The organism is Catenibacterium faecis, from assembly GCF_014306455.1.
In the GTDB taxonomy this organism is placed as follows: domain Bacteria; phylum Bacillota_I; class Bacilli_A; order Erysipelotrichales; family Coprobacillaceae; genus Catenibacterium; species Catenibacterium mitsuoka_A.
On sequence record NZ_JACRWG010000019.1, the window covers coordinates 1 to 19,365 of the forward strand.

At 34.4% G+C, this 19,365-nt stretch carries 21 protein-coding genes and 2 other annotated features (1 of these 23 only partly in view); of the genes, 5 read left to right on the forward strand and 16 right to left on the reverse strand.

All coding sequences use genetic code 11. From position 1 onward, the window contains the following. From H8909_RS05800 to H8909_RS05820, 5 genes are all read right to left on the reverse strand, one after another. Positions 1–327, reverse strand: a 327-nt coding sequence (locus H8909_RS05800; RefSeq protein WP_187012158.1) for a hypothetical protein, incomplete at its 3' end; no start/stop codon positions are given. 71 nt (positions 328–398) lie between these two features. After that, positions 399–839 (reverse strand): YjdF family protein, encoded by a 441-nt coding sequence (locus H8909_RS05805; RefSeq protein WP_187012159.1) that lies wholly within the window; start codon positions 837–839, stop codon positions 399–401. Positions 840–1,017: 178 nt separating this feature from the next. After that, entirely contained in the window at positions 1,018–1,323 is a 306-nt protein-coding gene (locus H8909_RS05810) for an AzlD domain-containing protein (protein ID WP_187012160.1), read from the reverse strand. Beyond that, complete coding sequence (locus H8909_RS05815; RefSeq protein WP_187012161.1) at positions 1,320–2,015, reverse strand: AzlC family ABC transporter permease; 696 nt, start codon at positions 2,013–2,015, stop codon at positions 1,320–1,322. Before H8909_RS05815 ends, H8909_RS05810 begins: the two co-directional genes overlap by 4 nt. A 36-nt stretch (positions 2,016–2,051) precedes the next feature. Beyond that, complete coding sequence (locus tag H8909_RS05820) at positions 2,052–2,576, reverse strand: hypothetical protein (protein WP_129980843.1); 525 nt, start codon at positions 2,574–2,576, stop codon at positions 2,052–2,054. A gap of 348 nt (positions 2,577–2,924) precedes the next feature. On the opposite strand from H8909_RS05820, the gene glmS reads away from it, so the two are divergent. From glmS to H8909_RS05845, 5 genes are all read left to right on the forward strand, one after another. After that, complete coding sequence (gene glmS / locus H8909_RS05825; RefSeq protein ID WP_187012162.1) at positions 2,925–4,724, forward strand: glutamine--fructose-6-phosphate transaminase (isomerizing); 1,800 nt, start codon at positions 2,925–2,927, stop codon at positions 4,722–4,724. 75 nt (positions 4,725–4,799) lie between these two features. Next, positions 4,800–6,047 carry a hypothetical protein gene (locus H8909_RS05830; protein ID WP_187012163.1) on the forward strand — a complete coding sequence of 416 codons (1,248 nt, stop codon included), beginning with the start codon at positions 4,800–4,802 and terminating at the stop codon, positions 6,045–6,047. Between the two features lie 108 nt (positions 6,048–6,155). Beyond that, positions 6,156–6,356, forward strand: a binding site (T-box leader). Positions 6,357–6,406: 50 nt separating this feature from the next. After that, the gene (locus H8909_RS05835; RefSeq protein WP_129980840.1) at positions 6,407–7,375 is read left to right on the forward strand and encodes an ABC transporter substrate-binding protein; all 969 of its coding nucleotides are present in this window, start codon (positions 6,407–6,409) and stop codon (positions 7,373–7,375) included. 13 nt (positions 7,376–7,388) lie between these two features. Beyond that, positions 7,389–8,312: an ABC transporter permease gene (locus H8909_RS05840; protein WP_129980839.1), complete on the forward strand. Its 924-nt coding sequence runs from the start codon at positions 7,389–7,391 to the stop codon at positions 8,310–8,312. After that, the gene (locus tag H8909_RS05845; RefSeq protein ID WP_187012164.1) at positions 8,305–9,099 is read left to right on the forward strand and encodes an ABC transporter ATP-binding protein; all 795 of its coding nucleotides are present in this window, start codon (positions 8,305–8,307) and stop codon (positions 9,097–9,099) included. The genes H8909_RS05840 and H8909_RS05845 overlap by 8 nt, the downstream gene beginning before the upstream one ends. Positions 9,100–9,183: 84 nt before the next feature. Here H8909_RS05845 and greA read toward each other — a convergent pair whose 3' ends face one another. The 11 genes from greA to alaS form a co-directional block, all read right to left on the reverse strand. Then, the gene (greA, locus tag H8909_RS05850; protein ID WP_187012165.1) at positions 9,184–9,663 is read right to left on the reverse strand and encodes a transcription elongation factor GreA; all 480 of its coding nucleotides are present in this window, start codon (positions 9,661–9,663) and stop codon (positions 9,184–9,186) included. Between the two features lie 367 nt (positions 9,664–10,030). Then, positions 10,031–10,657: a uridine kinase gene (udk, locus tag H8909_RS05855; protein WP_006506255.1), complete on the reverse strand. Its 627-nt coding sequence runs from the start codon at positions 10,655–10,657 to the stop codon at positions 10,031–10,033. Next, positions 10,647–11,897: a peptidase U32 family protein gene (locus tag H8909_RS05860; RefSeq protein WP_187012166.1), complete on the reverse strand. Its 1,251-nt coding sequence runs from the start codon at positions 11,895–11,897 to the stop codon at positions 10,647–10,649. The genes udk and H8909_RS05860 overlap by 11 nt, the downstream gene beginning before the upstream one ends. After that, positions 11,881–12,801, reverse strand: a complete 921-nt coding sequence (locus H8909_RS05865) for a peptidase U32 family protein (protein ID WP_187012167.1) — start codon at positions 12,799–12,801, stop codon at positions 11,881–11,883. The genes H8909_RS05860 and H8909_RS05865 overlap by 17 nt, the downstream gene beginning before the upstream one ends. Beyond that, positions 12,785–13,396, reverse strand: coding sequence for an O-methyltransferase (locus H8909_RS05870; RefSeq protein ID WP_187012168.1), 612 nt, complete (start codon positions 13,394–13,396; stop codon positions 12,785–12,787). The genes H8909_RS05865 and H8909_RS05870 overlap by 17 nt, the downstream gene beginning before the upstream one ends. Then, positions 13,396–14,427 carry an endolytic transglycosylase MltG gene (gene mltG / locus H8909_RS05875; RefSeq protein ID WP_187012169.1) on the reverse strand — a complete coding sequence of 344 codons (1,032 nt, stop codon included), beginning with the start codon at positions 14,425–14,427 and terminating at the stop codon, positions 13,396–13,398. The genes H8909_RS05870 and mltG overlap by 1 nt, the downstream gene beginning before the upstream one ends. Before the next feature lie 78 nt (positions 14,428–14,505). After that, the gene (locus H8909_RS05880) at positions 14,506–15,597 is read right to left on the reverse strand and encodes a lactonase family protein (RefSeq protein WP_187012170.1); all 1,092 of its coding nucleotides are present in this window, start codon (positions 15,595–15,597) and stop codon (positions 14,506–14,508) included. A 37-nt stretch (positions 15,598–15,634) separates the two neighbouring features. After that, the gene (locus H8909_RS05885) at positions 15,635–15,958 is read right to left on the reverse strand and encodes a DUF1292 domain-containing protein (protein WP_187012171.1); all 324 of its coding nucleotides are present in this window, start codon (positions 15,956–15,958) and stop codon (positions 15,635–15,637) included. A gap of 3 nt (positions 15,959–15,961) precedes the next feature. Further along, complete coding sequence (gene ruvX / locus H8909_RS05890; protein ID WP_187012172.1) at positions 15,962–16,384, reverse strand: Holliday junction resolvase RuvX; 423 nt, start codon at positions 16,382–16,384, stop codon at positions 15,962–15,964. Then, a complete protein-coding gene (locus tag H8909_RS05895) occupies positions 16,384–16,641 on the reverse strand; it encodes an IreB family regulatory phosphoprotein (RefSeq protein WP_006506263.1) in 258 nt (85 codons plus the stop codon). Before H8909_RS05895 ends, ruvX begins: the two co-directional genes overlap by 1 nt. Before the next feature lie 57 nt (positions 16,642–16,698). After that, on the reverse strand, positions 16,699–19,305 hold the full coding sequence (gene alaS, locus H8909_RS05900; RefSeq protein WP_187012173.1) for an alanine--tRNA ligase: 2,607 nt from the start codon (positions 19,303–19,305) through the stop codon (positions 16,699–16,701). A 33-nt stretch (positions 19,306–19,338) separates the two neighbouring features. Then, positions 19,339–19,365, reverse strand: a binding site (T-box leader) (it continues 171 nt past the right edge of the window).

The following is a 19,365-nucleotide window of genomic DNA, read 5'->3' on the forward strand; positions in this document are numbered from 1 at the left end:
AGATAATCTGCATAGATGACTTCTGATTATATCTATATCATTATTGCTTAATGATGCAAAGCCAAAATCATCCATCTTAGTGAATATAACAGTGCCATTAAAATAACCGTCAGCATCATCTGGAAAAGATCTGTAAACAATAGTATGACCAGTATCATATACACTTAAATCCTTTACAAGAAGATAGACTGATGGATCATCATCAAATATATAATCTCGGTAGTCAAATACACCAAGTTCATTTCTTATGACTTCCTTCATTCTATCTGTTTCCAATACACATAAAACTCCATCTTTAATAATTACATATTTACATAGTTTACACATAAAAATATCCTCCTGGTTATTTACACCTAGAGGATATCTTTATTTCTAATCATTTTTAAGCGCCTTTTTATTTAATGTCCTTGACACGGGGTCCACATTAGTCCCTTATGCTTCTCCCTTTTCTTTTGCTGTTTCAATTCAAACATTCGCTTTTTCTCGGCCTCTTTTCTCTGATGGCTTCTCTTTTTACGTTCCTGTTTGTTCTGTTCCTGCTGTAATTTCAATGCCTGCTGCGATTTAGTACCGATGACTGTTTCCTGCATCTGTTTTTTCGCTTCACGCTGCATCCTTTTGGGATTTCTTTTCATATCTTTTACAACAGTATCAACAGCCGGACTGAATTTCAAACTAGAATAATGTTTTCGAATATACTCCTGCACTTCGTAGTCTTTTGGTTCTGCACCAAATGTTACCTTCGCCACAGATAGTTTACCATCTTCAATACGCTCAAATACGCCTATCCAAAAAGGTTCTTCAAAATACACTGTCAATTTTACACTTGCTTTGTCCATAAGATTCCCTCCTAAAAAAATAATTGAACAAAGAATGGACAACCCGGAGGGGCAGGTTACTTACCCTATAATTCATAGGACGGCCGGGCTACCTACCGGCTCTAGCATATTTTTCAATATACATTGCGTTTTTATCTTTGTATTTATAATCAAGCCATATGGCACGATTAACATGATTTTAAATCACAAACTGCACAATATAGGATGCTAATATGGCTGCAACAGCCACAAATACAAGTCCTTTTCCCTTATAACTAAAAAATACTGCAACTATAATACCTGCACATGATTCTACTAAGTTTGGTGTAGAATTAAAGACACCTGGGAAAGTCAATGCTCCTAATACTGCATAAGGCAGATAATAAAGAGCTGAATTGATAAACTGAGATGTAATCTTCTTTCTAAAGAAAGTAAGTGGTAGAAAACGAGGCAGATAAGTAAAGAGTGCCATCACTAAGACAGCTAGTATCTGATATCTTGTCATGCTTCATCCTCCCTTGGAAATAACCAGGCACCCATACATGTCGCAATGAGTGTTGCACTAATCAAGCGTACTCCAGTACTCATAACATTAAATAATGGCACATAGGTAAAGAGTGTATGGACTCCAATAGAAATTAATACCACTATAGTTACTGGTATTGAATCTTTCATTGCAGGTACAATAAGAGCTAAGAACATACCATATAAAGCAATTCCCATAGCACCTTGCAGTGCTAAAGGCAATAAACCCATAATAAATTCTCCCGCAAGAGTACCTCCTACCCATCCTATAATAGGTGTTAGAATAAAACCTAGCATAAACTTAAATGTGAGTTTACCAGGTTGCAGACTGGCTAACGCAAATGTTTCATCTGTAATTCCAAAAGAGATGATCATACGTTCAACTGTATTCATCTTCTCATCAATCTTCTGCGATAAAGAGAGACTCATCAAGAAATATCTAAAATTAATCAATAATAGTGTTATTGCGATTTCTAGATAAGTACTATCAGATAAAATCAATTGTACTCCTGCAAACTGTCCTGAACTTGTTAAGTTTGTAAGAGATATAAAAGTGGCTAGTCCTAGAGGCAAGCCACTTGAGACGCATAATACTCCAAAAGAAAAGGCAACCGGGAAGTATCCAAGTGCAATTGGAATACTTTTCTTCATTCCTTTCATTATTTCATTCATATTTCATCACCACGAGTATCATAGCACAAATAGAACTTAAAATAAGTGTTCTATTATGAATTTTCTAATTTCTTCTTGATCATCACAGACATTATAGAATGGTTTACGACAATCTAGTCTTTGAATATCTACTGTACGTAAGTCAGTTAATTGCATTCTAGAATGCGTAATCATCCCATGCTCATCTAGGACTGTTAAGTCCTTTTCAAAGTGTGGATTGACTGGTGACGATTCTTTTTTTATGGATGTACAAGGTATAATTAACATCTTATAGCCTAAATCTTTTACAACATAACACCAATGCCCATCCATGAGTTCCTTAGGAAATCCCCTACCAATATTAAAATAAGCCATCTGATGTTCTTTTGGACGCTTATGGACATGATAATAAGTATCTGATGGTGAACCATCCTTTACTAATGAACAATAGAAATAAGATAACTGACTTGTTTGATGTAATAAAGAACGTGAATACTTCTCTGCATCATATAGGCCACTCTCATCTAACTTCTTCAAGTACTTCTTCATTTCTTCAATATTTCCTTCTAGATCTTCTTTCATATAAAAATCCCCTCCTACTTATATATACTTTTAATTTTTTTATATTTCTCCCTAATTTATATATAAAGTTATATATAGTTTTCATATTTCTAAAATATCAATATTTCCAATTGATTTATCCCAATTCACGTATATAATATTCACCGTTAAGATAAAGTGATAGATTATAAAGCGCCAGGACTTATATAAGTTGACGAGGACTAGATTAATCGAATGATTCGGCGGATGGTCTAGAGGCATAGTACTGCCTAAGCGATGAACAAAAACATTGAGTGATCAATGAACAGATTTCATCAGGTACTCCTTTGTTTTAACGTTTTTATTCCACAAAACAAGGAGGACAAGATTATGTGTGGTATTACAGCTTATTGCGGCAATGGTGAAGCCCTACCTTTCTTAATGCAGGGACTCGCAAAATTAGAATATAGAGGATATGACTCTGCAGGTGTAACAGTATTAAATAATGTACTTACAACTGTAAAATGTAAAGGTCGTTTAAAGAACCTTGAAGAAAAGTTAAAGGATCATGATATGACTGGTCATGTAGGTATTGGTCATACAAGATGGGCAACTCATGGTATCCCTTCTAACTTAAATTCACATCCTCATACAAACCCAAGTAACACTATCTCTATTGTACACAATGGTATCATTGAAAACTATAGAGAATTAAAAGATATTTTGCTAGAAAAAGGTTATTCATTCCAGAGTGAAACAGATTCAGAAGTTGTTGTTATGTGTTTAGACTATTTCTATGAAGGAGATCTTCTAGAAGCAGTAAAGAAAACATTGAACTGTATTGATGGAAGCTATGCTTTATGTATTGTTTCTACAGAGCATCCTGATGAAGTTGTCGTTGCTAAAAAGGCAAGTCCACTCGTTATTGGACGTACTGAAGATGCAAGTGTGGCAGCTAGTGATATTCCAGCTTTACTTGCTTATACTAAAGATGTTTATTTCTTAGATGATTTAGAAATGGCTGTATTAAAGAAAGACAGCATTACTTTCTACAATAAAGATGGTAAAGAAATCACTAAAGAAATGACTACTATTCCTTATGATATGGAAGCGGCTCAGAAAAATGGTTTTGATACATATATGTTAAAGGAAATCAATGAACAGCCTCATGTCATTCAGGAAACTTTAAGAGGTCGTATCTTTGAACATTCAATCGTATTAGATGAATTAAAAGATGTTGATTTCAATAAGTTTAATAAGGTTTATTATGTTGCATGTGGTACTGCTTATCATGCAGGATTATGTGGAGCATCTATCCTTGAACGTGCAACACGTTTACCAGTTCTTACTCAGGTAGCAAGTGAATTCCGTTATAATGATCCAATCATTGATGAAAAGACATTATGTATCTTTGTATCACAGTCTGGTGAAACAGCTGATACTCTTGCTGCATTAAAACTTGCTAATGAAAAAGGATGTACAACTATTGCTGTGACTAACGTCTTAGGCTCTACAATTTCTAGAGAGGCACAGCATACACTTTATACTTGTGCAGGACCTGAAATTGCAGTTGCATCTACCAAAGCTTATACAACTCAGTTAGTATTACTTACTTTAATCGCATTATATATTGCAGATAAAAGAGGAGATACTGTAGATACTGATTTAATGGAACAGTTAAATAACCTTCCAGAATATGTATCTAAGTTAATTGATGATGAAGCAATCTTCGAAAACTACGCAAAAACATTGAAGGATAAACATGACTGCTACTTTATTGGTAGAAGTTTAGATTATGCAAGTGTATTAGAAGGTGCTTTAAAACTTAAGGAAGTTTCTTATGTACATGCTGATGCTTATATTGCTGGTGAATTAAAGCATGGTCCTATTGCCTTAATTGAACCAGGTACTGTAGTAATTGCAGTAGCTACTCAGCCTCATGTTGCAGCTAAGACTATTTCTAATATTCAGGAAACAATCGCAAGAGGTGCTGAAGTCATCCTATTTACTGTAGAAGGACAGGAAGTCAGTGGTGTAGAAAACATCTATTACTTACCAAATATCAATCCTTTATTACAGAGTGTACTTGTAGCTATCCCATTACAGTTAATCGCATATCATACAGCATGCATTAAGGGTTGCGATGTAGATAAACCTCGTAACTTAGCTAAATCAGTAACTGTAGAATAACGAACGGAGAACTCCGTTCGTTTTTTCTTCACATCAATAATAAAAAAATGTATAATATCTCGTAGGGGTGATAATGTGGAAGAATCAAAAGTAAAAGATTTAACGGCTTATAAGAACCGTTTCGAAGAGGATGCCTCTTCATTCAGCGAATTCCAGGCACGTGATTTCGTTAAAGAATTAAAGAATCAGGGTAAGACTGATGAAGCTATTGAAGTAGGAAGAACATTCCTTGAAATGGCACCAGAATTAAAAGGATATATCAATTATTTTGGCTATGCTCTTTATAATAAGTATATCAACATCGATGATGAAGAAATTTCTAAGAACGAAAGTTTATTCTATGGTATCTTAGAAGAAATTGCTAAATATTGTAAGCAGGAGAGATATTCTCCACTTGAAGCTGCAGTCAATAAGGCTATTAAACATGTATTAAAGGCTAATCCAGTAGACTATAAGAAGTTATCTGAATTATTAGACTACTTAGATGCACCTGCTCTAGAAGATAAGCCATTTGTGAATAAAGATGGTAAAGAATTCGAAAGCAAGAAAGAAAAATGGTATCGTATGAAAGTACGTGCATTATATGAACTTGAATCATATAGAGCATGTGTTGAAACTGCGAACATTGCTTTCACTTATAACTTAAAGTGGCATTATAACAACCTTAACTGGGTTAAATATTATCGTGCAAGCTCTCTAGTTGAACTTGGACGTTATGAAGAAGCTGAAAATGAATTCATCGCTTTACAGGGTCATTTCAATGCAGTAGATTCATTTGAAATCCTTTATAAGCTTTATATGAATACAAATCGTGAAGATGATGCTTATACACTTCTAATCGATAAATTCTTCAAGGGTGGATTCGATTATAAGAATATCGAAGATTACAAGAAGATTTCAGCAATGGCAAAGGCTAAGGGTCAGGATAAGGCTCATGCACTTGCAGAATGCCTCATTAAGAAGCTAGAAGAAGAAAATGGTAAAACATATGAAGCTGATGTTGATTTAGCTGATTATTCTGATTTAACTGCCAGCGATGCATTTGATCGTGTATATAGTGAAGTTGTTTATCATCTAGAAAACTACATTACTCGTCATGAAGGTAAAGTAGTATTCTACAATCATGACAAGAATTTTGGTAGTATCTTCCAGGATGGTGAAGAAAACTTATTCTTCAGACAGGCTGATTTCCTTGATGATGAAGAAGTTGAAAAGTATGACGTTGTTGAATACAGCGTAATCAAGACTTATGATAGAAAGCGTCAGCAGATGAGTTCTAAGGCTGTCCTTTTAAAAGTTCTTTACGAAGAAATCAACTACTAAGAGCAGAAATATCTGCTCTTTTTTCTTATATTTCTTTTTGTTTTTTCCCTAACTTTTAAAAGTTTTATTTGACTTTTCCTTAATATTTCTATATTATATTTTTATATTATAAAAACAGAGAAATGACATAGTAAAGAAATGTGAGGCATAAGAGATATGATGGCTGGTGCGAATCATACGCAGACATTCTTGAATTCACCATGGAGTTGGAAGTACAAAATACTTCCCGGGTTGCCCGTTATCGCTATTTAGTGAGGTTAGTCTATGACTAATGAACTAGAGGTGGTACCGCGATAATTCGCCCTCTTGGGGTGAATTTTTTTGTTTTTAGGGGAAAGAAAAAAAGGGAGGAATCTATTATGAAGAAATTTGTATGTGGTTTAATGGCAGTTGGTCTTGCATTAACTGGCTGTGGTAGTCAATCTAGTACCAAAGATAAGGCTGATGTAAAAGTTGGAGTCATCCAGTATATGCAGCATGATGCATTGGATGCATCATATAAGGGATTTAAGGATACTCTTGTAAAAGCAGGTTATAAGGCTTCTAATATTACTTTAAAGAATGCCAGTGGTGAAAACTCTAACTGTGAGACTATTGCAGAAAGTTTAGTGAATGATGGAAATGATTTAATTTACGCAATTGCAACTCCTGCAGCACAGGCTGTTGTAAAAAAGACTAAAGATATTCCAGTTGTTGTATCTGCTGTTACTGATCCAGCTGGTAGTAAATTAGTTAAATCAAATAAAAAACCTGGTGGAAATGTTACTGGAGCAAGTGATTTAACACCAGTTAAAGAACAGATTAAATTATTAAAACAGATTATGCCTAACGCAAAGACTGTTGCTGTTATGTATGCAGGTAATGAATCTAACTCTGAAATCCAGGGTAAGATGGCTGTTAAAGAAATCAAAGCTCAGGGTATGACACCATTAGTAAAGACTGTTTCTGAATCTAATGAAATCCAGTCAGTTACTGATTCTATTGTAGGTAAAGCAGATGCTTTATATATTCCAACTGATAACCTACTTGCTTCTAATATCCCAGCAGTTGTAAAAGTAACTGATCAGGCTAAAATCCCTGTTATTGTTGGTGAAGAAGGTATGTGTGCTAAAGGTGGTTTAGCTACTTATGGTATTGATTACTATAACTTAGGTAGTATCGCTGGTAAGCAGGCTATTAAGATCTTAACTGGTAAAGGTAAACCAGCTACTATGCCTATTGAATACTTAAAAGCAAGTGACTGTAAATTAAAGGTCAATAAAGCTCAGATGGAAAAGCTTGGTATTAAAGTTCCACAGGAAGTATTAGATAAGGCTGAACTTATTTAAGGAGTGAATGAGAATGTCTTTATTTTTAGCATTACAAAGTGCGACTTACCAGGGTGTCTTATGGGGCATCATGGCAGTTGGTGTTTATATTACATTCCGTCTGCTAGATATTGCAGATATGACATGTGATGGTTCTTTCGCAACAGGAAGTGCTGTATGTGCTGTTATTCTTACAAATCATGGTAATCCCATCGTTGCGATTCTTGCCGCAACTCTTGCAGGTGCTTTAGCTGGATTTGTGACTGGTTTATTACATACTAAATGTAAGATTCCTGCCATCCTTGCTGGTATTCTTGCACAGTTAGGCTTATATTCTATTAACTTACGTATAATGGGTAAATCAAATATCCCATTACTTCAGACAGAAAGCTTATATGACTGGGGACCAATGGTTGGTTTAACAGTATCTCAGTCTACACTTGTTGTAGGTGTTATTGCAGTAACTATTGTGATTGCCCTGCTCTATTGGTTCTTTGGAACTGAATTAGGTAATGCACTACGTGCTACTGGTAATAATGAACAGATGGTAAGAGCTGTTGGTGTCAATACTGATTATACTAAGCTACTTGGTTTAGTGATTTCAAATGCCTTAATCGCCTTAAGTGGTGCCATGGTCGGTCAGTCAGTTGGTTATGGTGATGTCAAGATCGGTATGGGGGCAATCGTTATGGGTCTTGCTTCTATCGTTATTGGTGAAGTTATCTTTGGTCGTTATGGCAGTTTCTTAAAGAGACTCATTGCGATTATTGTTGGTTCAATTATTTATCGTATTATTATCGCCATTGTTATCCAGTTAGGTTTATCAACTGATGACTTAAAGCTACTCACTGCATTTATTGTAGCTCTCGCATTAACTATTCCAGTATTAATGGCCAATAGAAAACAGACTGCAAACTATAAGAAACTTACAAAAGAGGTGGATGAGAAAAATGCTTAAGATTGAACATGTATCAAAAACATTTAACCTTGGCACTATTAATGAGAAGAAAGCCTTGATTGATATTAATCTTCAATTAGATGATGGAGATTTCGTCACTGTTATTGGTGGTAACGGTGCTGGTAAATCCACTTTAATGAATATGATTGCAGGGGTTTATCCTATTGATTGTGGTCATATTAAACTAGATGATAAAGATATTTCTTTATATCCAGAATATAAACGTGCAGGTCTTATAGGTCGTGTATTCCAGGATCCGATGATGGGTACTGCAGCTGATATGCAGATTGATGAAAACCTTGCTATGGCTAAAAGACGTGGTCAGAAACGTACTTTAAAGTGGGGTATCAAGAAAGAAGAAAAGAAGTTGTATTATGACCTCTTAAAGACCTTAAATTTAGGCCTAGAAAATAGAATGACAAGCAAGGTAGGTTTATTATCAGGTGGACAAAGACAGGCCTTAACATTATTAATGGCGACTGTCACAAAGCCTAAGATTCTCTTACTTGATGAACATACAGCAGCTCTTGATCCGGCAACAAGCGCTAAGGTATTACTTTTGACTAATAAGATTGTTACTGAACAAAAGCTAACAGCAATGATGGTGACTCATGATATGCAGCAGGCTATTGATGTAGGCAATAGACTCATTATGATGTATAATGGTCAAATCATCTATGATGTGAAAGGTGAAGAGAAAAAGAAATTAACTGTTCCTTTCCTACTTAAGAAGTTTGAAGAAGCAAGTGGCAGTGAATTTGTGAATGACAGAATGTTGTTGAAATAATGAAAACATTCCAACTATATCGAGTTGGAATGTTTTTTTATGTGCTAAAAAAGAACACCTCTTAAGAAGTGTCCTTTCATACCATTAATATTTAATATCTACAATTTCAACATCATAAGGTTTTGCAACACCGACTGTTACAACATCACCAATCTTATGAGTCATTAATGCTTTCGCAAGTGGAGATTCATTAGAAATCTTACCATGTAATGGATCAGTTTCTGTAGAACCTAAGATTGTAAATGTATCAGGTTCGGGATTTTCTTCAGATAAATCAAGAACTGTTACAGTAGCACCTAAGTTAACTACATGAGTATCTACCTTAACATCAGAACCAATGATAACTGCATTCTGCATCATTACTTCTATTTCTTTGATTCTTTCTTCAATACGAGCCTGTTTATCTCTTGCTGCATCGTAGTCAGCGTTTTCTGATAAGTCACCCTGGCTTCTTGCAAGCTTAATTTCTTCAATGACAGCGGGTCTTTCAACGTTAATAAGGTTTTCTCTTTCAGCTTTTAGCTTTTCAAAACCTTCTCTACTAATTTGTACTTTTTTATCCATTTCTTTCACCTCGTATACGTAAATCTGACTACTCCCACGGGTGAGCCCGTGGGGTTCTTACTGTCAAATTTAGCTTATAATCGTACATCATTTTCAGACTTTGAAATACAAGTTTAAATCCATTTAAGTAAGAACTTTTATTACCAGGCAGTCCAACGACCACATTAACGGTAAATTTCTATCTTATGATAAGGAAGTGTAATCAATCTTCCTAATGTTTATTTTATACTATTTTGATTCCACTATTCAATACTTTGATTCTATTAATATTAATTCTTTTAATTATGTGGCTTTCATCCCATAGATAAGCCTATGGTTTTTTCGCCACTAATTAATAACATACATATTTTAATTAGACAAGAACGATTTAATCGCCTAGAATACTACTTATTTTTGTAATCAATAAGTCAATCGCAACAGTATTAGTCCCACCTTCAGGAATAATAATATGTGCATATTTCTTAGATGGTTCAATGAACTGTTCATGCATTGGTCTTACAGTCTCTAAATACTGGTTACAAACTGAATCAACAGTTCTTGCTCGTTCTTCTACATCTCTTCTTAATCGTCTGATAAAGCGGATATCTGCATCTGTATCCACATAAATCAATATATCACAAAGATCTCTTACCTCTTCTTCTGCTAAGACAAAGATACCTTCTAGAATAATAACATCACGATCTTCAATAACTTCTGTAATATCACTTCTTGTATGCTTTGAATAATCATAAGTAGGTTTTTCAATTCTTTCTTTCTTTTTTAACTTCTTTAAATCTGATACTAGAAGATCATTATCAAAAGCAAATGGATGATCGTAGTTAGTTTTTACTCTTTCTTCCATTGTCTTATCACTTTGATCTTTGTAGTAATCATCTTGTTTAATGATTTTTACTCTATGACTGCCTTTAAAACGGTCATAGATAGATTGTGCGATAGAAGTCTTACCAGAAGCACTTCCACCTGCAATTCCAATAATGACAGCTTTATTTTCCATGGTTTACCTTCCTTCCCATATCATTCTCTAATACTGGATAATCAATTTCTACATAAAGTATTTCCATTGGATGGTTTGCTACTTCCACCAATTCATTATCTTCATTATAAATCTTATCAACAGTAAAATAAATATTTGAATGACTAGGAGAGAATATTTCTATCTTGTCTCCCACCTTGAAATAGTTACGCTGTTCAATTTTAGCTCGTTTAGAATCTTGATCATAACCTAAAACACGCATAACGAATTCCTGTGTAGGATGTTCATCTCTTAAGTTATAAAGCTGTTCATCTACACCTGGATTATCATAAAAGAATCCATGACAGAATGCTCTATTGGCTGCTTTTTGTAGTTCATCTTCATATTTCTTTGAATCTGTAAAGTGATCAGGATCAGCGCAGTATGTATCAATGAGTTTTCTATAAGTAGATACAACTGTCGCAATATAGTGGACAGATTTCATACGCCCTTCTATCTTGAATGAATCCACACCACATTCTATTAATTCACCAATATGATGAATGAGACACATATCCTTAGAAGACATAGTAAATGGAAAATCTTCATTAATAGATTGTCCATTCTCTTCTAAATCATAATACCATCTACAACTTTGTGAACAGCCACCTCTATTGGCATCTCGTCTAGAATAGTAGTTAGATAACATACAACGACCACTATAGGAAATACACATAGCACCATGTATGAAATATTCTAAATCAATATCAGGGGCATTTTTTCTAATGTCCTTCAAGTCTTCAAAAGTTGTTTCACGACCTAGTACTACTCTGTCCATTCCCATATCTTCAAAGAATTTAACGGCAGATGAGTTAGTGACTGACATCTGTGTAGAGACATGTACTTCTAGCTTTAAGTCCATACTTTTCGCAAGATTCATAATATATGGATCTGCGACAATAATGGCTGTAACACCTGCATCATCTAATGCCTGTAAGTACTCTTTAATACCTTCTAGGTTATCATGATGAAGGATGATATTACATGTAACATGGATTTTAGCACCATATTGATTCGCAAATTGTACTGCTTCTTTAATATCTTCGATAGAGAAGTTAGATGCCTGTGATCGTAAGGAGAATTCCTTACCACCAATAAATACTGCATCTGCACCATAAATAATAGCTGTTTTAAGCTTTTCTAGGTTTCCTGCAGGGGCAAGTAATTCAGGTTTTTTCACAATCACACGACGACCATCAATAATCTTACTTATTGGCTGCATCTTCTAGATCCCTCCTCTTTACATCTTCAAGACGATAAATTGTATCATCATATAAGAAACCACAATCAAGAGGTTTTGAAATCTTTCTTAATAAAGGAAGATATTCTTTTACTTCTTTGTCATATGTACCTCTTTCTAGGGCTTTAAGACAATCACAATACATACTAGTGACTTCTATAGCTTCTCTTGAATCCATAAACATTGTTTCAATATAAAGGTAATCAAAGTCCTTTAATATATTGAATAAGTCCAATGTATATAGTCTAGATTTGCTGAATACAGCCGTTCCACGACTTGTTTCATATATATGACAAGGGAAATCCTGTCCACGTGGATTAATTGTGAGAGCGTCTTTATTATGGCTTAATGATGTATTGCTTGCTTTTTCATAATTAGAGATCAAATGTCTCTTACTCATCATCATATACTGTACACCATGACCTAATACAAATAATGGCATATCACAGTTCTTACGTATTTCTAGCTGTTCCTTTAAAGATATTTCTTTAGAAACAAAAGCACCAGAAATACCATAATGAGATAAAGTATTCAGTGTACTTGAATTGGTATTAAGAGTTAAAGGATGATAAATCATCTTGAAATCATAACCCTTTTTATTAACTATTTGTAATACACCAAAATCCTGAAAGATTAATCCATTGATTCCAATCTCATGTAATGCATCAATATGCTTTTCTAATCCTTCTAGATCATGTTCATCATACATAGCATTCACATAAACATAGAGTTCTTTTGCCTGTTCTTTGATTTCTTTCAGTTCTTCAATAGAAAACTTCACCGGTGTCAAAACACTATAACCTGAACCAGCCATAATCAAAGAAACACCCATATTAACATAATCATGAAGATATCCACGATCATTTAAATTAATTGCGATTTTCATTTTGATCCTTTCTAGTAATGATACATAGACCATCACCTACCTGCACATAATGTGCATCATATTCATCATTAGAGAAGATCCAGTCTTTAAAACGTTTGATCTTTCTTACAAGAGCACGTGTATTTCTATTTTTTATATTTGGTATATCAAAAATCATACCATGGAAATCTAGATTATCCACTAACACAAAACCATCTTCCTTTAAATAAGGAACATACTTCTCAAAGAAACGCTGATACTGCGCTTTTGCTGCATCAATAAAAAGACAATCATAAGGAGCATGCTTCAACAATGTATCATCAAACTCTAATGCATCTTCATGATAGATTGTGATGTTGTCTTCCTGATTAAAGTCATGAATATTTACAACTGCTTCCTGATATCGTCTATCATCTCTTTCAATTGTATCAACATGAAGATCTTTGACATGAGTCGCCATCATTAAAGATGAATACCCAATGGCACTTCCAATCTCTAATACAGACTCCGCATTTCTCTTATTTAATTCATCAATAAGGTATTCAATACCTTCTTTTTGCATAATAGGCACATCTTTCACAAGTGCATATTCTTCTAATTCATAAAATGATTTCATTAATACCACTTATTCTCCTTTACTGCTTTTTGATGTTCTTCATATGTCTTTGAATAGATAACAGTCCCATCTTTCTTCGCAAAGAAGAATAAATAATCAGATGGTGTGTAGTTTACGACTGCATCCATAGTCTTTTGTGGGACACATGCAATAGGACCAATAGGAAGTCCTGCATATTTATATGTATTATAAGGAGAATCTGTCTTAGTCATCTTAGTAGTGACTTTGACACCTGTTCTATTTAAAGCATAGTTGACAGTAATATCTGACTGTAATCTCATACCAGTCTTTAAACGATTGATAAATACACCCGCAATGGCTGGACGATCTTTATCAAATAAAGATTCTCTTTCTACAACTGAACAAAGTGTTAAAAATTGATGAGGTGTATAGCCAAGCTTAGTCATTGAATCCTTATAAGGTGTTAAATGTTGATCCATATAATCCAGCATTTCTGTTGTGACTTTTTCTATTGTTGTAGATTTATCATAAAGTACATATGTTTCAGGATAGAGATAACCTTCTAATGGATATAAAATACCCTTTTGAAGAATGTCATCTGTCAAGAACCAATATTTAGAAATGAGTTCTTTTAAATAAGTCTGATCAGACCATTTATCTAATACTTCTTGTTCTGATTTACCAGTTACATTTGCAACCTTTTTAGCTGTCTGAGGAATAGTAATTCCTTCAGGGATAGTTAAAGAAGACTTCACAACATAAGAGCTGTTCATCTTTGACATGATGCTATACATCTTTGAAAGAGACATGTTCTTATTCAAATTGTAAGTTTGAGAAACAACTGAAGGTTTATGAATCTTTAAGTAAACCTTAGCTACCAATTTATTTTTTATCAATCCTTTTGAATCTAATGTATTTAAAACTGTATAGGCATTTTCACCTTTCTTTACAGTGATCTGTACCACTTCACTTTTAGAAGAGACATGTCCTATACCACTTATATAAAATAAGCCTGTACCACCTATTAATAGTACAACTACAAGAATTGTCGCTATGATTTTCCTTTTCATACATACATCTCCTTTTCCTTAACCATTATATAGAATTAACCCGATAATTACCATAAAAAAATAAGGCATGAAAATGCCTTATTTAACTACACGTAAGTTTTCTGTACCTTTTTCCATACATACTGGGGCGTGGATTGTGAATTGATAATGTGTTTCATATAAAACAGCACGCTTTTCATCTTCTTTAATTTCAAAGCTTTCAAGTGATCCGCCCTGTTTACATGCAACAAGTAAGTACTTATCTCTAAATAAGAGTAGAGATTTAGGTCCTTCATCTGTTTCCATGCAATCCACTCTTGTAAGTTTTCCAGTTTCTTTATCTCTTTCAAAGGCAACAATTGTATCATCACCTTTATTGATCACAAAAATAAAACGTCCATTTTCAGTAATAACCATATCCATTGGTGTATTGACACCATCATATTCATCCTTAGAATAAGTCATCACTTCATCTACTAAAGTAAACTTATTATGCTTTACAGCATAACATGTAATAGTGCTTGAGATTTGATTGAGGATATAGGCAAATTTACGGTTACTAGAATAAACAAGTTTTAATGGTCCACTTCCAGGATTTAACTTAAATGATAATTCTTCATCCTTAGTAAGTTCACCCTTTTCACCTTCAGTAAAGAAGATGACTTCATCACCACCTAAATCAGTGACAATAAGTTTTGTATTATCTGGAGTAAATGTCATAAATGTAGGATGAGATTCAGTTTGTTTGACTGGATCAATACTATGACCATCTAACTTTACTGTTTTTGATACTCTAATGATTTTAGAAGTCTTAATTGGTATAGTGACTACTTCACCATTATAATAATCAATCGCATAAGCATAATCATGATCTTTATTTAAGACAGTCTGGATATATGTACGTCCTTCATTACCGATTCTTGCTGCAAGTCCTAACTGAGTTTCCATGCAGGCATACTGCCAGATACCACCATCCTGAGCACGTCCTGTCCCATTACGGTAAGTTAAATACATGAAACGTCCTTGTCTATTCATTGCGAGAGGGCTAGCTAGAGACTTAACGAATGATTTCTTGATGATTTCTCCATTATCTACATTAAGATAGAATGCATAAATACCACGATCAAGATCTGTTCCTTCGCTGCCCACAAAGAAAATATCTACTGTTTTTGTTTTACTAAAAAGTCCCATAATAATCTCCTTACTAAAACTAGGTAACGGCTGTTACCTAGTTCTTATCACATTCAGAACAATCTGTGACGCAGTTCCCATCTTCGCATACACAGCCATCACATTTATCATCTGTTTCTTCTTCATCATGCATATTGAAGTCTTCTAGAACTTCTTCTAAACGCTCCCATTCAGCTGGATCTTCAATATCATATAGATGATTATCATCATCATATCGAGATGCAAAGATCTGCTCATCATCTTCTTCACTATAATACATGACATATTTATTTCCATTCTCTTCATCTTCATAAGTGAAAAGAATTTCAAACACATTTTCTTCCCCGTTATTATCGGTAATCACAATTTTATTATCGTCCATTGCTTATCTCCTTATCTTATCAAGATACCCCTGAAGAATTTCAACTGCTGCCATCTTATCAACAACCTGTTTACGTTTCTTTCTTGAAACATCACCAAAAATAAGATTATTTGTCGCAATAACAGTTGTTAATCTTTCATCTTCAAGAATAACTTCAACATCCATCATCTTCTCTAAACGTTCTTTAAAATCAATAGAAATCTGTGCACGTTCACCAAGATCACCATTCATATGCTTAGGTAATCCTAAAACAATTGTATGAATATTATTCTCTTCTACGATATTCTTGATATGATAAGCACAATTCTTATATGCGTTTTCGCTGAAATGATAAGTTTCTACACCATGTGCAAGCATTCCTAATGTATCACTTATCGCAACACCGCAAGTACGTGATCCTAAATCAAGTCCTAATATCTTTTCCACTATTTAGACTCCAAATAGAACTTTACAAGTTCTTCAATAATTTCATCACGATCAGCTTGCTGAATAATAGATCTTGCACTCTTATGACTTGAAATATAAGCAGGATCATTAGAAATCAGATAACCTGCAATCTGGTGAACTGCATTATATCCTCTCTCTTCTAAAGCCTCAGCAACTGTCATTAAGTTGTTTCTAATTACTTCTCGTTTGAGATCTTCTGAGTTAAATACTCTTGTCTGTGTATAATCTTGTGCCATAATGAACCCTCCCTATATCACTTATTTTAGTATAAACGAAGATAAAATTCAAATTTTTTACAATTTAGATTTCACTGCAGCAACTGCTTCATCAATCTTATCTAGTGTTGGTGCACCACCCTGAGCGAAATCAGGTTTTCCTCCACCACGGCCATCAAGAACTTCATTCATAGCCTTTACTAAGACACCAGCTTTATATGTATTTGTAAGATCTTTAGTAATACCTACAAAGTAAGAATTCTTACCTTCAAAAGTACTAGTTACTACTACAACACCACTACCTAACTGGTCTCTAAAATCAAATGCCATCTGTTTAGCGGCTGCATTATCTTTTTCTACATGAGTATAAAGGAACTTCACACCATTCACTTCTTCAACCTGAGAAGCCTGGTTCTTTGCTTCTAAAGCATTTAACTTACTAGTCAATGTTTCGATTTCTTTTTTCATTGTATTAAGTGTAGTCATTGTGCTTTCAGCTTTTTCTACGATCTTATTGAAATCATTTGCCTTAAGTACTGTACCTACTTCTTCTAAAGTTTCTTCAGATTTTCTTAATGCTTTATAAGCAGCTACATTAGTGACTGCTTCAATTCTTCTTACACCAGAACCAACTGAAGTTTCCATTTCAATCTTGAATAAACCAATCTTTGCAGTATTAGAAACATGTGTACCACCACATAATTCTACTGAGAAGTCACCTACACGTACAACCCTTACAACATCCCCATATTTTTCATCAAATAAAGCTGTTGCCCCTGCACTGATGGCTTCTTCCTTAGGCATTTCTTTAACATCTACATCAACACCCTTGAAGATATATTCATTAACCATATCTTCTGCAGCTGTTAATTCTTCTTTTGTCATCTTTGATGGATGAGTGAAGTCAAAACGTAATCTGTTTTCATCTAAGTAAGAACCAGCCTGACCAACATGTGCGCCTAAGACATTCTTTAATGCAGCATCTAATAAATGTGTGGCTGTATGGTTATTTTCAATTAATGCACGACGTGCTGTGTCCACTGTGAGTTCTACAGTATCACCTACATGTACGCTGCCACTCGTTAATTTAATATAATGTAAATGCTGACCATTAGGAGCCTTTAATACATTAGTGACTTCTGCATCAAACTGATCTGAATGAGCAGAACCTGTATCTGCACACTGACCACCCATTTCAGCATAGAAGTTAGTTGTTTCAACGATGATTTCACCTTCATCAGAAAGTTCATCCACCTTTTCTCCATCTTTGAATAAACCTATAACTGTAGTCTTACAAGGTGCTGTGTCATAAACAAAAGTAGAAGGTGTAGTGAAATCCATTAAATCAATCTTCTGAGAAGCCATTGATTCTCTTTCACCACGGGCTGCACGAGCACGATCCTGCTGTGCTTTCATTTCTACCTGGAATCCTTCACTATCAACAGTGAATCCAGATTCTTCTGCGATTTCAATAGTTAATTCTAATGGGAAACCATATGTATCATATAACATGAAAGCAGTAGAACCATCAATTACCTTATTATCAGAGTGTGCAATAACATCCTTGATCTTCTTTTCACCCTGAGATAATGTCTTATGGAATGCCACTTCTTCTTTCTTAACAGCTTCCTTAACGAATTCTGCTTTTTCTGGTAGATAATCATAGAATTCTTTCATATTGTCTACTACAACATCTACTAAAGTATATAAGAAAGGCTTATCGATACCAATGTTTTTACCATAACGAACAGCTCTTCTTAAGATTCTTCTTAATACATAACCACGTCCAGCACGGTCAAACATAGCCCCATCACTTAATGCGAATGTAACAGTACGGATATGGTCGGCAATAACTCTATAAGCCATTTTATCTTCTGCATACTTCACATCAGCTAGTTCTTCAGCTGCATGAATGATTGGTAAGAATAAGTCTGTATCGAAGTTTGTTTCACCTTCCTGGATGATTGAAGTAATTCTTTCAAGACCCATACCAGTATCAATATTCTTGTGTGGTAATTCTTTATAATCTTTACGATCAATTGTAGGATCACAATCAAACTGAGAGAATACGATATTCCAGATTTCTACATAACGGTCATTTTCCATTTCTTCAAAGAATAGTCTTTCACCGATATGATCTGGGTCATATTTTTCTCCACGGTCATAGAAGATTTCACTATCTGGTCCACCAGGTCCTGCACCGATTTCCCAGAAGTTATCTGCAGTCTTTAAGATATGTGATGGATCTACACCACATTCTTTAGTCCATACGTTGTATGCATCTGCATCATCTGTATAAACAGTGATATATAGTTTATCTTTATCAAAAGCAAGCCATTCTTCACCTGTTAAGAATTCCCATGCAAAATGAATTGCTTCTGTCTTAAAATAATCACCAATAGAGAAGTTACCTAACATTTCAAAGAATGTATGGTGACGTGCTGTCTTCCCTACATTTTCAATATCGTTTGTACGAATAGATTTCTGTGCATTTGTGATACGATTACATGCTGGTTTTTCTGTACCATCAAAATATTTCTTTAATGCTGCTACACCTGCATTAATCCATAATAATGTTGGGTCATCATGGGGAATCAATGAAGCACTTGGTTCAACCATATGTCCCTGTTTCTTGAAATATTCAAGGAATAATGCACGAGTCTGATTACCTGTTAACTTTTTCATAATATCCTCCTAAAATAAAAAAAGCCATTCCTTAAAAGGAACGACTTAAATCGCGGTACC